Source organism: Desulfosporosinus acididurans, from assembly GCF_001029285.1.
GTDB classification, from domain to species: Bacteria; Bacillota; Desulfitobacteriia; order Desulfitobacteriales; family Desulfitobacteriaceae; genus Desulfosporosinus; species Desulfosporosinus acididurans.
Genome location: NZ_LDZY01000001.1, coordinates 282,054 through 296,126, shown reverse-complemented (window position 1 = coordinate 296,126; position 14,073 = coordinate 282,054). Strand labels below are relative to the sequence as shown.

Below are 14,073 nucleotides of genomic sequence, written 5' to 3'. Positions count from 1 at the left end.
TGTAAATAGAAATGAGAGGAAAATCTCTTAGGGGATTTTCCTCTCATAAATAACTTAATTTGAAGAGTTTGAGCTCAATTGTTCTAAGTGTTAGGAAAAAGTACTCCTATAATTCCGCCTATTCCACCGGACACAAGAGCAATAACGGCTTTTTCACCCATTCTGAGCCATGAAGGCGCATCCGACCACAGAACAGCGGATAAGATAAGAACGATGAGTGAAAAGCCCAATCCGATGGCAAGTCCGTAGTATAAACCTTTAGTGCCTGCTTGATGTGCGGTAATAAAGGATGCTGCAAAAACACTAAAGCCAAAAATAATATTGAGGAACAAGTCTGATTCAGGAACAGATGTGTAGGAAAGTACGATCCCGAAAACTACCGATAACAATAAGGCTAACACGGTTGCTAGAAGAATTCCTTTTAAAATCATCGTTAACTGAAAGGATTTTGTCATGGTATCCCTCCTTTTAATTGTTAACTACCTATGCCTCTTTTTCAAAGAGTATGACAACACCTTGCTATAAAGATAAAAATATATTTCCGGAGAACCAGCCGAAGAACATACTTTAAGTTTATCAGATGGAGTAATTCAAAAACTTTATGGAGATAGAAAGGTTATTTTAAAATTGTATTTCAAACTTCATATTAAAAGTAATTCTTAGTATGGATTTTTGCTTAAAATTTGCTATAATATTAATTATTCTTCAGTGTTTTAATTAGTGTTGTGGAAGGATGGACTAGCTTTGAGATTAAAGGAAAAAACTCATCGGAAATTTGTCGATTTTTTTGAGAAGATTTCTAATATGTATCAAGGACAAGATTTTGAATTAGCATATTCAGATATTCAACGTGAAACAGGAGCAGCAAGTGTCACCTTAAAACGAGCCATTCAAGCATTGGCAGAAGATGGAGTACTTGATGTTCAGCCTGGCAGAAATTCAAGATACGCTCGGTTTCGTTACTTACTAGCAGCCCAATCAGTTGACGCTATGGAATCTTTGTCTAGTGAAAAAGAGAACGATGAAAATTCTATGGCCGACGAACCACAAAATAATGATACCATTAACGAAAATCTCCAAGAACTTCTTCAGCTAGTCGATCATCTTCGTCGACGCGTACGTACTCAAGAGATGTCCATTGCCTTATTGCAGGATCGAATGGCGGAAATTGAGGATAAACTGCGAAAACGATAATTTCCAAGCATTTGCTAGAGATTTTTTTTAATTATGGTGATATAATAAAAACATAGCCTGACTTGTGCGTAGAGATTTTCATGGTTTTGATCCTATTAATGACACGGGAACTAAATGTCATGTGATTACAACATGCCCTTTCTTTGTGGAAACAGGGAAGTTGGAAAGCATGGACTAGGTGCCCACCTGCGAAAGCGGGGTCAGAAACCTGAAATCTTACGGCAAGTTGGGGAGGGTAGGGAGAATTTCCTACCCTTGTTGTATTTTATGTCCGCGAAAAGGGAGATCTTTTAACTCCAGATGCTTTTTCGCTGGATAAGTTTTTTTAAGAGGTGTACTAATGACAAGGATAATTTTAACTCGTCATGGCCAAACCTTGTGGAATATTGAGGGGCGTGTACAGGGTCGTCTGGATTCCCCTCTTTCCGAAACTGGGCTGCTTCAGGCTCGATCTTTGGCCAATAGACTTAAGGACGAGGGGATTCAATATATATATACCAGTGACGCTCCTAGGGCTCGGGGAACTGCTGAAGAGATTCGGCGAGAAATCGGATTGGATCAATTAATCATCAATCCCGCCTTGCGAGAATTTTCCTTTGGTGATTGGGAAGGGCATATTTGGGGAGAATTAAGGAAAGCATACCCGGATTTGTTTAAAATATGGGATGCTTCCCCCCATTTGGTTACGGCTCCCGGCGGAGAAAATATGGCAATGGTACTATTACGCTCCTGGGATTTTGTACAAAAGATTCTTGTTAACCATCCAGGAGAGACTATTTGTGTGGTAACTCATGGGCTAACTCTGAAACTATTAGTAACCAAAGCTTTAGGCTTTGAGATTCATGATTGGACTAAAACGCCTTGGCAGAATAATACTGCCCTAAATATTTTTGAAGTTGACGGTGATGAATGGAAGCCTGAGTTGGTCGGGGATTGTCAGCATTTAGAAAAAGTTGACCAAAGAAACTAAACTCTTGATTCACATAAAAACCACCCAAGGCAAAATGCTTTGGGTGGTTTTTATGTGAATCCGGGATTATTGCTTAGGGTGAGCTTTTCTTCCAGTCCTCTTGAAACATCTGGTCTAATTTTGAGGTTGCAGCAGGTGAGGGGACAGTAATAGAAAACTCATGATCTGCAACAAAGTTATAACGTGTCCAATCGGAGCCGCTTGCCAGAAAGGAGTTCTGGTCAAAAATTGCTAGGTGAAGTCCGAGAGGTGACTGCTTAGGAAAATAACGTATGGAGATGCCGGCGGCTTTTAGTTTTTCCAGAGTTACCGGTGTCTTGCTGGCAGCACTGGAGTCTAATATAATGCGGATATTTCGGCCCTTTCCAGCAGCGTCAAATAAGGCTTGAACAATATCAGGCTCGGTGATTTCTGTGTTTTCAATCCAGATGGATTTTGCACTGCTGGATATATACTCCAGCAGTTGTTCCTTGACGTTAGCGTTGACAGCCAATGTAATATTATCGTTATTAAGAGTAGTTGGTTTGGGTACATCTAGGGGAAAAGTTGTGGTGAATTCCCAATCCTTGGAGAAGAGTGCTGCGATTTTCCAGGCAGAACTTCCAGAAAGTTCCACGGCTAAATCATGAGCTTTGAAGCTTTTACTTGTCCATGATGGTCCGTAAACTAAAGCTTTGTTTTGGTCAACAATTAACCACTTGGTATGGTCATTTTGTCCTTTCTGAGCAGGATAGTACTGAATCGATACATTTTGATTTTTCAACTGGTCGAGAGTAGCCCAATTTTGCTTCTGCCATTGGTCTAAGAGAATATGGACTTCAATACCTGAACGGGATTTAGACAGCAAAAGATTAATGAGCTGAGGGTCGTCAAACTCGGCTTGTTCCACATAAATTGAGGATTGTGCTGATTGAATCAGACTGATGGTGCGTTGATAGATAGCCTCTTGATCAATCAAAAGTGCTTCGGCGGAAAGATTGGAAATTGGGGCCTTCTTAGCAAAAATTTTAGGAACTTTCATGGTACATCCACTTAAAAACAGAAGGCAGAATAAAAGAATAACTATTGTAACTAAGGGGATATGTCGCTTAGGCATAATACTTACTTCTCCCAAGGTCAAAATTTGTCTACATTATAACATATGTGTCCAAAAGGTTAAAAGATTGGAAAGGCATAACATCAAGAAGTTTTTCATAAGAATTGGGCAGGGTGAGTTTAAAGCTTTGAAAGGGCATGGGGTTATGAGGGTGATGAAAACTCGTTGGACTATTTTTATATCGATTATTTTTAGCGTTTTAGTAATTCTCGGATATATGAACAGCAAGGCCGAAGCTGTACTGCCTGCCCAGGGATCAGGTTTAAATTTCTCTGCAGCCTTAGCCTTCGACCATGTAAAATACCTTACAGATAAGATTGGACCTCGCCCGGCCGGGAGCAAAGGAGAGCTAAAGGCAGCCCAGTATATTGCTTATGTTTTAAGTCAAAATGGCTGGAAAGTTCGTGAACAGCCATTTAGTAAAGTGATCCTTCGCAATCCATCCCTCAATGATCCTCAAAAACGTGTTGAATTGATAAATAGTCAAAATATCATCGCTGAGCTGCCTGGAACGCTTCCAGATACTGTTGTACTCGGTGCCCATTATGATACGGCAGCAATGAATGTACCTGGAGCTGTAGATAATGGTTCAGGGGTAGGAGTATTGCTTGAACTTGCACGAGTCTTAAGCAAGGAACCTCATGAAAAAACTTATCAATTGGTTTTCTTCGGCGCTGAAGAAAATGGACTAGTCGGTTCAAACTATTATATCTCACAAGCCGATTTATCAGCTGTACAATGGATGATCAATGTTGATATGGTCGGAACTCCTCTGGAAATTGATGTTGCAGGCAATAAATCTGCCCCGCCGGATCTGCTTAAACAAGTTTCGGCTTTGGCTAAAGAGAGCCATATTCCTTTTCATCTCAGCCGAGATTTTACCGTTATGACTCGGGATAATTCGCAGGGCGGTTCAAGTGATTTTAGCTCTTTTTTAGATCAGGGGATTCCTGCCTTGGGCTTAGGGATTTACGGGAGGCCGGAAGGATATTTTCATAGACCAGAAGATCAGTTGGACCATGTATCATTGGAAACTTTGCAAAACGTTGGTAATCTTGTTCATTTATTAGTGAATAACGTAAAACTAGACAGACTTGGACCCCAGAACTGGGATGAGTTGTATCTTTCGTTTCAGATTGGCGGAAATGTTTTTGTACTGCCTAGTTTTGCCCTGAGAGGACTTATTATTCTCATTTTGCTTTTAACAGTTATTATCTACTTCAATTACCTGAAACAACGTAGAGATAAAATACCCTGGAAGGATGTCTTTGTAAGTACTGGCATTATTACCTTGCTGAGTATAATTATTATAGGAACTGGTGGAATTGGAGAACTCCTCTGGCAAAGCTTAAAACATACTCAAAAGGTATATTATGCTCATCCTGAAGTATACCTTATTGCTCGTGTGGGGATTTCTGTTGGTCTTATTATACTTCTTGCCGGTTGGTTAAAAAAGCTGCCGATGATCCGGGATGCGAATCTCTACTGTTTAGCTGCCGGACTTCCGCTCTTGATTGTGAGTCTAAGCTTAGCTCTTATACGCATTGATCTTGCCTTTCCTTTTGTTTTCTGGCTCTTTTGTCTAGATATTCAGTTCTTTTTTCCTAATATCGTGTTCGTGCTAATAGGTCCCTATTTCTTATATTCGATCCATTATGAGCTTTTGACTTCTGAACAATGGTTGAGTTTTAATGAAGCTATCCATAAATACCCTGTCATTTTCCTCGTGACGTATGCCTTACTTTTAGTTCCCTTTTTGCTTGCCTGCTGTCATGTCGCCCTGAAGAGATCCGCTCTTGCCAAAAAAATTTTGGTCTATGTAAAAATGCCGGCCTTGATTGGGCTTGGTCTGCTGGTACTCTGTTTAGGTTTGGTACCCTCCTTCAACGCGAAGTACCCACAGCAAGTTACAGTTCAAGAAGAATGGATCGGGAACAAGGAGGGGAAAATTCATATTTATTCGGATGAACGTTTACCGAGTCAATTAGTGAAGGATTTAGGCGTCAAAGAAGGAAAAAGCGTCGAGGTACCTCTAGTGAATGAGAAAGCTCCTTTAAGTGTGGCGACGACAGTTGAGGAGAAAAGTTTAAATGCTCAAAGACTTTTGGATCTAACCATAAAATTGAATTATCTTCAAGAACCCTATTTGGTTCAACTAGAATTGGAAAGTGATCATCCTTTTGAAGCTAAAACGGATGAGTTCCTTCCAATGACCAAACTGCCTAAACAAATACAATTAATAGGATTTCGGCAGCCAACGGGCAAGTATTCGCTGCTCTTGCAAAGAACCCCGCCTCAGAAGAACACCATTCATTTAAGCGTAGAAACTCAGGGATTGCTAACATGTTCAATCGAAGGAATATTTCCTTGTTCGGAGCCTCAGCTGCAAATACATAACAAGCAATTATCGATAGACTATCTACGCTTATTTAAAGAAAACTATTCTTTTTAAGGAAATTTCTCTCTGGATAAGATGATTTATTGGTGGGAAACTAAGTATAATTCAAGGAGAGGGTGAAATAAATGTATAAAATGATAGCAGTAGAAGATGGACTCAGCAATGTCGTACAAGCATTACATGCTTCAGGATTTAAGACCGCTCCTTTAGAAGGAAAGGCATTGTATAATATTCGGGCAGTTGTCGTTAAGGGTGATGGAACTCATAATTTATCGGCGGATTGGCCGGTCAAGCTGCCAGTTATTAATGCCTCCGGTCGTAGTGCAGAAGAAGTCGTTGAGGTTCTTAGGGATCGTTTTTCCTAATAGAATGAACTCGAGCCACTCCCACTTCTTAAACCATCCGAAAAAGGATGGTTTTTTAGCATATCGTCTATCAGATGGTAGAAACGATTGTATGGATGTAACTATGAAATCAAAGAAAAATGAAAGCTTTCCTTTCCTTTGATTTCACGGTATATTTTAAAGATATGAATCTTTACGTTTTTGAAAGCGAGGATCTGTTATGTCTATACCAAGAGTGTTTCTTATAAGAAATCGCAAAAGAAGGCTTGAACAGGGGCATCCCTGGATCTATCCCGGAGAAATTGGCAGAATCGAAGGGAATCCCTCAGGAGGAGATATTGTACATATTTTAAATCACGATGGACATTTCTTGGCCCAAGGATTTTATAACCCTGTATCGCAGCTGATTCTGCGAGTGATATCCTATTCGGAAAACCCCATTGATGAAGAGTTTTTTTTAAACAAAATTCAAAGTGCTTGGAAGCGGCGACAATGGCTATTATCTAATATAACCTCCTGTCGGGTTGTCCACGGTGAAGCGGATTTCTTGCCAGGCCTGATTATTGATAAATATGAAGACGTTCTTGTGGTTCAAATTCTTGCCCTTGGCATGGAAGTCCGACGACAATGGATATTTCAGGCCTTAAAAAAAATCTTCAATCCACGAGGAATTTATGAACGAAGCGATGTTTCTGTTCGGCGCTTGGAAGGTCTGGAAGAGAGAGTCGGCTTCGTGGATACTCCTTTTGATACTCAAATAACCCTCCAGGAAAATGAGTTAAAGATCATGGTCGATGTAGCTGAAGGACAGAAGACTGGGTATTTCTTTGATCAACGTGAAAATCGTGCTTCCTTAAAGCCCATTATGACTGGATGGGGAGCGAGTCATGGGATTTACCGAGATCCTGAAGGACGTCCTCAAGATAAAAAGGGAAAAGAAATTAAAAATCCGTTTTGGGATGGTGCTGAGGTCTTAGATTGCTTTTCCCATACAGGATCGTTTATGCTGCACGCGTGTCTGTATGGGGCTAAAAAGGTTACTTGTGTTGATATCTCAGAGAAAGCTATTGAAATGGCTAAGAGGAATGCATTGCTTAATGGATTTCTGCATCGTACTCAATTTGTTGCGGAAAATGCTTTTGATTTTTTAAGAAACCAAGTAAACGAGAAGAAGACTTGGGATGTAGTCATTTTAGATCCTCCGGCCTTTGCTAAAAGTCGTCAGGTTCTGGAAGGAGCGCTGCGAGGCTATAAGGAAATAAATCTTCAAGGAATGAAGTTAGTTCGAGATGGTGGCGTTTTAATAACAGCATCATGCTCATACCATTTAAGTTCAGCACGATTTCAAAAAATGCTGCAAGAAGCTGCAGCAGATGCTCATAAAATCTTGCGCCTAGTAGAATTCCGTCGTGCCGGTAAAGATCATCCAGTTCTTTTAGGAAGTGAAGAAACAGATTATCTAAAGTTCGCGATTTATGAAGTCTTTAATCGTTAATATTTCTTAAAATCACTTTGCAAAGTGAAAATAATGTCTTATAATAGGAAATATATGGAGGAGGGGCATTGATGGAGAACTTTAGAACGTTTGAGAATATCTGCAACTTGCTGCGTAATCACTCCTATAAAGTAACTCCTCAAAGACAGACGATTCTCCACATGTTTGTGGAGCATGTGGATCGGCATTTAAGTGCCGAAGAAGTATATATGCTCGTTAAAAATGAAAACCCAGAGATAGGTCTTGCTACCGTTTATCGAACTTTAGATATATTGGCGGAAATTGGAGTTCTTATTAAGAACGATTTTGGAGATGGCCGCACTCGTTATGAATTTAGTCGTAAGGATGAACATCATCACCACCATCACCTTATTTGTTTACGCTGTGGAAATGTTTCGGAATTTGATGATGATTTATTAGAGTCCTTAGAAGCCGTCATTATGAAACGAAATCATTTTAAAGTTTCCGACCACGATTTAAAATTTTATGGCTATTGTTCTAAATGTGAAGGGGCGCAGTAATGCGCCTCTTTGCCTTAATTCGCCTTAAGAAGAAATAATAGGTCAAATCTTCTTTCTTGATGGAACATTAGAGAAATAAAACCTCTGTTTACAAAAACTCGGCGATTTAGCTGAGTTTTTTGCTGTCAGAATGAAATTTCGAGGACACTGTTAAACCATTTATCCAGTTAAGCCCCGATGTTCAGCTTTAGCTGAACGAGTTCACTGCTGATTTATAGGAATAAAAACTTATTATGACATAAATTAAGTAGTAATTATAATAATCTGACGAGAGTGTAGGAAAAGCAGCTCAAGTATAATGAATAATCGCGTATATCCAAGGCTTTTGGCGTTCGATTCTCGAGTGTCCCAGGAGGATTAAAAGAAAAAAAGGAGAATGAAATAATGGAAAAATAAGTAAAAAAGGGGCTGAGACAATGGTTGTACCTTTGGCCTCAAACGTCAAACAAAAAAGGCCGACTCTCAGGAAAACATATCTGTGGAATTCTTTGCAAGCAAAATGGCACTTTTGGCTGGGAAAAACGGATTTAGCTATCCAGGAATGGGTAGATTTATTGAAGCAAAGCAAAGGTAAACTTCGGCTAAATGAAGTTGAACATTTAATTGAAGTTCAGGCATTTCAAGAAGCAAGGGATTATTTAGAAACTCTGGAACGAAAGGGCTATGACGAATCGGGGATGATATGTGGTCTCTTAGCGCAATGTTATCTTGGACAAGGCCTCATTCTGCAAGCGAAAACTATGATTGAAGATGCGCTTAAATTAAAACCGCAAAGTTCCAAGTTCTGGGGGATTCTTGCAGATTGTCATTTGGAACAAGGAAATTGGCAGGAGGGAGTTAAGGCTCTTGACAATTCCTGTCGAGCAGAACCTAAAAATGCGGAAACCTATTATCGGCTAGGGATTATTTATGCTTATCATGAAGAATATCAAGAAGCCTTGCGCTGTTTTCAAGGGTGTTGTCAACTATCACCGCGTGAATCACGATATTGGGAAGAAAAGGGAGAAATGCACTTGAAGTTGGAGCAATTGGCTGATGCCTGCCTGAGTTTTGATCGGGCCCTTCGTTATGGCGGAACGCCTGATTTAGCGGCAAGATTAGCCTATTGTTATATTCAAATCGGTCAAATAAAAAAGGGAATCCAATACTACAAATTCACCCTTAAATATGAGCCGGATCATTACGATTCTTTAAGTAATCTTGCCGCGGTCTATCAAAATCAGGGACGAACTCAGGAAGCATTAAACCTCTTGGATCGGGCTATAAAGATTTATCCCCAAGATCCAATTCTACTGAACAACCTCGCCTTTACCCTTGTTCATCAAGGAAGATCAAGAAGGGCGGTGGAATACTATAAAAAGGCTTTAGAGCTAAGCCCCGATCACCCGTTGATTCTTTATAACCTTAGTGTATGTCTTACTCGTAAAGGTAATTGGCAGGAGTGTATAGAATCTCTAAATAAACTTATAGAAATAGACCCCAATCATTCAGCGGGATGGGCTTTGCTTGGAAATGTCTACGATCAAATGAATCAGTATGATACGGCCATTGATTGCTATAATAAAGCACTCAAATTAGCCTAAGAAGAAGGGAAAACCCTTCTTCTTTTGTTTAAATTTCATTTTTATTTTGTATCTAAAAATGTTAATATAAATAGTAATATCTCAAATAAGGAGTTAACTATGTATCAGGTATGTGTTCAGGCGCATTTTGATGCCGCTCATTTTATCCGCAATTACAAGGGTAAGTGTTCCAATTTGCATGGGCATCGTTGGAATGTTGTCGTTTGTATTGAAGGTAAACAATTAGATAATTTGGGAATGCTGGTGGATTTTAGTGAAGTAAAACAGGCGATTAGAAAGACTCTTGATTTGTTAGATCACAGCCTGCTCAATGATTTGCCGGCGTTTGGACCCGCAGGAGTCAATCCTACAGCAGAGCTTATAGCCCAATTTTTATTCTGTGAATTTAAGCAGAATTTAGTATTAGGTGAAAATCGCTTAGTATGGGTGAAAGTTTTCGAAGCTCCAGATGCCTGGGCAATTTATAAGGAGGACTGACTTTTGGCTGGTATTGTTTTACTATCAGGCGGTTTAGATTCAACTGTGGCTATGGCCCTATTTCTCGAGAAAACAACCTTAGATTTAGCTATAACCTTTGATTATGGTCAACGGGCAAAGGAGAAGGAAATATCTGCATCTCGTCAGATTGCCGACCATTTTAATATCCGCCATACGATTATTGCTTTGCCTTTTCTTCAAGAGCAGACTCGTACTGCCTTGGTTAATCGTTCAACAGATTTACCTCAATTAGAGTTTAAACAACTTGATAATATTGAAGAAGAAGCTCTTAAAAGCGCTCATCAGGTTTGGGTGCCTAATCGCAATGGCTTGTTTATGAACATTGCCGCTGTATTTGCCGAAAATATGGGTGAAGCGGTAACTCTGATTACGGGCTTCAATCGGGAAGAGGCCGCAACATTTCCGGATAATTCTTTAGAATTCATGACCGCAATGAATGATTGCTTCAAATACTCGACTCAAAATACGGTGACGGTTGATAGCCCTACTGCAGCGTTATCAAAATCTGAAATCGTCCGAGAAGGCTTAAGACTCAATATTCCATTTGAAAAGGTATGGAGCTGTTATGAAAATGGGCAGCGCCCTTGTGGACATTGCGAGAGTTGTTTGAGAATGAAACGAGCTTTAATCGTAAATGAGGCTGAAGCTTTGGTAAGTGAACTGTTCGACACTCCTTAATAGTATCTTAAATATTTGAATGTTAAAAGACTCAAAGGCCGCGAAAAGAGGGAATAGTCTTGAAATATCATATTTGTCAAAATCCTCTCAACTATGATGGGAGTCAGCTTCAATCCCTGTTTACCTACAAAAACTTTGGTTTAATGGGGGATAGTATGTGTGTGTTTCGAGGAGCATGCCGCGTTGAACAAAATGAGATGGTGGACATGGAAGATGTGGCAGCACAGGATTGGATCTATAGTGAGGACATGCTGCATTTTATCGTTGAACATTTTGAAATGGATTTAGAGAAGACGATTGTTCGGCAGCGCTTGCTAATAGCAACTATAAAAGAAGAACTGGAAAAATTAGGAGCATCCTCTCTGAGACGAACTGGAGACGACCTTTATGATGGAGACCGAAAGCTTTCTGTAAGTATTGCAACTCTTTCGCCTGTCTCCACGCTTATCCACTGCGGCTTAAACGTTTCTAGCCATAATACTCCTATTCCGACGACTGGCTTAAATGATCTTCAAGTCTGTAATGTTTTGGAATTCGGAGAGAACGTTGCCAAACGTTATTGTGCCGAGGTCTTGTCGATGCGCCATGCTCGTTGTAAAGTCCGAGGGGTTATGTGATGATTAAGTTACCGGTAACTGAAATTTTTTCATCGATTCAAGGGGAAGGCCCGTACGTCGGCACACGTCAAATTTTCTTAAGGTTTCCTCGCTGCAATTTAAAATGTCCATATTGTGATACAGAGACTATAGTTCCGAAACAATTTCGCATAGAAATCAACCCAGGTTCGCGAAGTTTTCGGGAATTCGAAAATCCTATTGATATTTTCGAACTAGTGGAGTTGCTTCAGTCTTACGATTTTTCTCTCCATCACTCCCTAAGCATCACTGGCGGAGAACCTCTTCTTTGGGCTGATGAACTTTCGTCGTTTCTACCCTTAATCAAGAAGAAGAATCTTCCGATTTATCTGGAAACGAATGGAACACTCCCGTCCCAACTTCTCAAAATATTGTCACTTATTGATATTATCAGTATGGATATCAAGTTACCTTTCGGAGAAGAGATCTTTTGGGATGTTCACGAAGACTTTCTGCGTAAAAGTCTTGCTAAAGAAGTATTTATCAAAATTGTCGTGACTGAGAAAAGCAAATTAGACGATCTTCAAAAGGCTCGGGATTTAATTGCGGGCATTAACCCGTCATTGCTAACTATTTTGCAGCCTGTTACTAAAGTCAACGGTTGCGAGAGTCCCAAGCCCGGCCAACTTTTAGATTGGCAGCGGTTCTTTCTGGAAAAGCTTATGAATGTCCGAGTTATTCCTCAAACACATGTCTTTATGGGGCAGTTATAGAAAACTGGTGAGGGATCATCGTGTAAAGGAGAAATGATTATGGGGATGGATTTGGAAAAAATTGAGCAGGCAGTCTATATGATTTTAGAAGCAATAGGGGAGGATCCTAAAAGAGAGGGACTTCAGGACACACCAAAACGTGTTGCCAGGATGTATGCAGAGGTATTTGCAGGTCTGCATGAAGACCCCAGTAGACATTTAAAAGTACAGTTTTCCGAGGAACATGAAGAAATGGTGATTGTTAAGGACATCCCAGTCTATTCTATGTGCGAACATCACCTTGTTCCTTTTTATGGTAAGGCTCATGTCGCCTATATTCCCAGGAAGGGGAAAATCACTGGTTTATCGAAATTCGCCCGTGTAGTGGAGGGCTTTGCCCGCAGACCTCAGCTTCAGGAACGCTTGACATCTGAGATTGCTGATGCAATTATGGCTGAACTTACACCTTTAGGAGTGCTTGTTGTTATTGAAGCTGAGCATATGTGTATGACCATGCGAGGTGTAAAAAAGGCAGGTTCTAGAACCCTCACTTCTGCAGTACGTGGAATTTTTAAAACGAATCCTATAACGAGATCGGAGGCTTTCTCCTTAATTCAAGGTCATAAAAGCTAAGAAAGAGGTATCCTATGGATGAGAGACCTACTTCTCCTATGCCGGAACGGTCGGGAAAACTCGAACTTATTGCGACACAGAAAGTTAGCCCTAATCGAGAACTTTATAAAGTAGTAGATTTTCTCAATAAAAACTTGAAAGATTATCGACTAATGTTTGGGTTAACGAAAAAAGAGGATAAAATGGTTGTGTCGATTTATGAAGTAGAGTAAATAGGAGGAAAAATATGCATATTTTATTGACCAATGATGACGGCTATTTTGCTCCAGGAATTCAAATGCTTTACAAGGTTCTTAGCAATACCGGATATGATGTCAGCATTGTAGCCCCAGAAGGTCAGCGCTCAGCAACAGGCCACTCCATTACGTTATTTAATCCTTTATTTGTGAGCGAACATTTGTTGAAGGAATCCTTAAAAGGATTTGCCATAAGCGGAACTCCTTCCGATTGTGTAAAACTTGCAATTCAAGGTGAACTTGTTCCTAGACCTGATCTTTTGATTTCAGGGATTAATCAAGGTCCTAATTTAGGGACTGATATTTTTTATTCTGGAACGGTTTCAGCAGCGATGGAAGGAGTTTTATTGGGTGTTCCCTCTATTGCTGTGTCTTTAGCCAGCTTTGAATATCAGGAGTTTGAACCTGCTGCAGCCTATGTCGCTGAGAATTTGAAGCTTTTTCGCAAGTTGGATTATAAGGGATTAATCAATTTGAACCTTCCCGGAAAACCTCGCAATGAGTGGCGGGGACTGAAAGTAACAAGATTAGGTAAGGCAGTTTATGAAAATATTTTTGAACAGCGAACTGATCCCAGAGGAAGGCTTTATTATTGGCAAAGTGGCACTATGACTCCAGATAATGAAAGCGATACGGATTTATGGGCAATTCAGGAGGGGTTTGTTTCTGTGACTCCGGTTCACAGTAACTTAACGGATTATGCGAATTTGTCGCTTTGGACTGAAGAGCTGGCTAAGTTAAAATAAAGGAGTACAGAAATTTCTGTACTCCTTTTATCGTCGAATACGGTTTAGACGGGGGTATTAAGAGATTCTTTTGCTCGTCGGATCATTGTTTTTACCATACTTCCGCCGATTCTGCCGCCAACATGTCCACATTCACGGGAGGTCATGTTTTCCCAGCCCTGAGTTTGGATCTTAGAACTAAGACCTAATTCTTCAGCGACTTCCCATTTGAATTGTTCTAAAACTGGTTGTGGTAAAATACCGGCGTTTCTATTTCGACGACTCATATATAAATCTCCTCCCTCTTATCTTTATCCGTACAATGATAGTATTAACATTTTTTAAAGCTTTATGGCACTAAAATTATGGATATCT

At 40.1% G+C, this 14,073-nt stretch carries 17 protein-coding genes and 1 other RNA gene; 15 read left to right on the top strand and 3 right to left on the bottom strand.

Annotated elements, in window-relative coordinates; genetic code table 11:
* Positions 1-83: 83 nt before the first annotated feature.
* Positions 84-455, bottom strand: a complete 372-nt coding sequence (locus tag DEAC_RS01355) for a TIGR04086 family membrane protein (RefSeq protein ID WP_047808218.1) — start codon at positions 453-455, stop codon at positions 84-86.
* A gap of 289 nt (positions 456-744) precedes the next feature.
* On the opposite strand from DEAC_RS01355, the gene DEAC_RS01350 reads away from it, so the two are divergent.
* The 3 genes from DEAC_RS01350 (at position 745) to DEAC_RS01345 (ending at position 2,164) form a co-directional block, all read left to right on the top strand.
* Positions 745-1,194, top strand: a complete 450-nt coding sequence (locus tag DEAC_RS01350) for a hypothetical protein (RefSeq protein ID WP_047808217.1) — start codon at positions 745-747, stop codon at positions 1,192-1,194.
* Between the two features lie 51 nt (positions 1,195-1,245).
* Positions 1,246-1,431, top strand: a non-coding RNA gene (ssrS, locus tag DEAC_RS22525) — 6S RNA.
* A 103-nt stretch (positions 1,432-1,534) separates the two neighbouring features.
* Positions 1,535-2,164 carry a histidine phosphatase family protein gene (locus tag DEAC_RS01345; protein WP_047808216.1) on the top strand — a complete coding sequence of 210 codons (630 nt, stop codon included), beginning with the start codon at positions 1,535-1,537 and terminating at the stop codon, positions 2,162-2,164.
* A 73-nt stretch (positions 2,165-2,237) separates the two neighbouring features.
* Here the strand turns inward: DEAC_RS01345 and DEAC_RS01340 are convergent, their stop codons facing one another.
* Positions 2,238-3,185 (bottom strand): phospholipase D-like domain-containing protein, encoded by a 948-nt coding sequence (locus DEAC_RS01340; RefSeq protein WP_345788145.1) that lies wholly within the window; start codon positions 3,183-3,185, stop codon positions 2,238-2,240.
* 220 nt (positions 3,186-3,405) lie between these two features.
* Here DEAC_RS01340 and DEAC_RS01335 point away from each other — a divergent pair, with 220 nt between their 5' ends.
* The 12 genes from DEAC_RS01335 to surE all read left to right on the top strand — a co-directional run bounded on the left by DEAC_RS01335 (position 3,406) and on the right by surE (position 13,719).
* On the top strand, positions 3,406-5,712 hold the full coding sequence (locus DEAC_RS01335) for a M28 family metallopeptidase (RefSeq protein ID WP_047808381.1): 2,307 nt from the start codon (positions 3,406-3,408) through the stop codon (positions 5,710-5,712).
* 71 nt (positions 5,713-5,783) lie between these two features.
* Positions 5,784-6,023 (top strand): YkuS family protein, encoded by a 240-nt coding sequence (locus DEAC_RS01330; protein ID WP_047808214.1) that lies wholly within the window; start codon positions 5,784-5,786, stop codon positions 6,021-6,023.
* Positions 6,024-6,222: 199 nt separating this feature from the next.
* Complete coding sequence (locus DEAC_RS01325; RefSeq protein ID WP_083995798.1) at positions 6,223-7,497, top strand: class I SAM-dependent rRNA methyltransferase; 1,275 nt, start codon at positions 6,223-6,225, stop codon at positions 7,495-7,497.
* Between the two features lie 71 nt (positions 7,498-7,568).
* Positions 7,569-8,018, top strand: a complete 450-nt coding sequence (locus DEAC_RS01320; RefSeq protein ID WP_047808213.1) for a Fur family transcriptional regulator — start codon at positions 7,569-7,571, stop codon at positions 8,016-8,018.
* A gap of 416 nt (positions 8,019-8,434) precedes the next feature.
* A complete protein-coding gene (locus DEAC_RS01315) occupies positions 8,435-9,601 on the top strand; it encodes a tetratricopeptide repeat protein (RefSeq protein ID WP_047808212.1) in 1,167 nt (388 codons plus the stop codon).
* Between the two features lie 99 nt (positions 9,602-9,700).
* A complete protein-coding gene (gene queD / locus DEAC_RS01310) occupies positions 9,701-10,078 on the top strand; it encodes a 6-carboxytetrahydropterin synthase QueD (RefSeq protein ID WP_047808211.1) in 378 nt (125 codons plus the stop codon).
* Between the two features lie 3 nt (positions 10,079-10,081).
* Entirely contained in the window at positions 10,082-10,777 is a 696-nt protein-coding gene (gene queC, locus DEAC_RS01305; protein WP_083995796.1) for a 7-cyano-7-deazaguanine synthase QueC, read from the top strand.
* Positions 10,778-10,836: 59 nt separating this feature from the next.
* Positions 10,837-11,394, top strand: a complete 558-nt coding sequence (locus tag DEAC_RS01300; protein WP_047808210.1) for a DUF366 family protein — start codon at positions 10,837-10,839, stop codon at positions 11,392-11,394.
* The gene (locus DEAC_RS01295) at positions 11,394-12,125 is read left to right on the top strand and encodes a 7-carboxy-7-deazaguanine synthase QueE (protein WP_053006249.1); all 732 of its coding nucleotides are present in this window, start codon (positions 11,394-11,396) and stop codon (positions 12,123-12,125) included. The genes DEAC_RS01300 and DEAC_RS01295 overlap by 1 nt, the downstream gene beginning before the upstream one ends.
* 39 nt (positions 12,126-12,164) lie before the next feature.
* Positions 12,165-12,737 (top strand): GTP cyclohydrolase I FolE, encoded by a 573-nt coding sequence (gene folE / locus DEAC_RS01290; RefSeq protein ID WP_200903070.1) that lies wholly within the window; start codon positions 12,165-12,167, stop codon positions 12,735-12,737.
* Between the two features lie 38 nt (positions 12,738-12,775).
* A complete protein-coding gene (locus tag DEAC_RS01285; protein ID WP_088186042.1) occupies positions 12,776-12,949 on the top strand; it encodes a YpmA family protein in 174 nt (57 codons plus the stop codon).
* A 14-nt stretch (positions 12,950-12,963) separates the two neighbouring features.
* Positions 12,964-13,719: a 5'/3'-nucleotidase SurE gene (surE, locus tag DEAC_RS01280; protein ID WP_047808208.1), complete on the top strand. Its 756-nt coding sequence runs from the start codon at positions 12,964-12,966 to the stop codon at positions 13,717-13,719.
* Between the two features lie 44 nt (positions 13,720-13,763).
* Here surE and DEAC_RS01275 read toward each other — a convergent pair whose 3' ends face one another.
* Complete coding sequence (locus DEAC_RS01275) at positions 13,764-13,985, bottom strand: alpha/beta-type small acid-soluble spore protein (protein ID WP_047808207.1); 222 nt, start codon at positions 13,983-13,985, stop codon at positions 13,764-13,766.
* Positions 13,986-14,073 lie beyond the last annotated feature (88 nt).

Bases quoted from the DNA above. Each gene is read 5' to 3' on its own strand.
- DEAC_RS01320 (WP_047808213.1), top strand. From the start codon at position 7,569: ATGGAGAACTTTAGAACGTTTGAGAATATCTGCAACTTGCTGCGTAAT.
- DEAC_RS01335 (WP_047808381.1), top strand. From the start codon at position 3,406: ATGAGGGTGATGAAAACTCGTTGGACTATTTTTATATCGATTATTTTT.
- DEAC_RS01345 (WP_047808216.1), top strand. From the start codon at position 1,535: ATGACAAGGATAATTTTAACTCGTCATGGCCAAACCTTGTGGAATATT.
- DEAC_RS01330 (WP_047808214.1), top strand. From the start codon at position 5,784: ATGTATAAAATGATAGCAGTAGAAGATGGACTCAGCAATGTCGTACAA.
- DEAC_RS01285 (WP_088186042.1), top strand. From the start codon at position 12,776: ATGCCGGAACGGTCGGGAAAACTCGAACTTATTGCGACACAGAAAGTT.
- DEAC_RS01295 (WP_053006249.1), top strand. From the start codon at position 11,394: ATGATTAAGTTACCGGTAACTGAAATTTTTTCATCGATTCAAGGGGAA.
- folE (WP_200903070.1), top strand. From the start codon at position 12,165: ATGGGGATGGATTTGGAAAAAATTGAGCAGGCAGTCTATATGATTTTA.
- DEAC_RS01275 (WP_047808207.1), bottom strand. From the start codon at position 13,985: ATGAGTCGTCGAAATAGAAACGCCGGTATTTTACCACAACCAGTTTTA.
- DEAC_RS01325 (WP_083995798.1), top strand. From the start codon at position 6,223: ATGTCTATACCAAGAGTGTTTCTTATAAGAAATCGCAAAAGAAGGCTT.
- DEAC_RS01315 (WP_047808212.1), top strand. From the start codon at position 8,435: ATGGTTGTACCTTTGGCCTCAAACGTCAAACAAAAAAGGCCGACTCTC.
- DEAC_RS01340 (WP_345788145.1), bottom strand. From the start codon at position 3,185: ATGAAAGTTCCTAAAATTTTTGCTAAGAAGGCCCCAATTTCCAATCTT.
- queD (WP_047808211.1), top strand. From the start codon at position 9,701: ATGTATCAGGTATGTGTTCAGGCGCATTTTGATGCCGCTCATTTTATC.
- DEAC_RS01355 (WP_047808218.1), bottom strand. From the start codon at position 455: ATGACAAAATCCTTTCAGTTAACGATGATTTTAAAAGGAATTCTTCTA.
- surE (WP_047808208.1), top strand. From the start codon at position 12,964: ATGCATATTTTATTGACCAATGATGACGGCTATTTTGCTCCAGGAATT.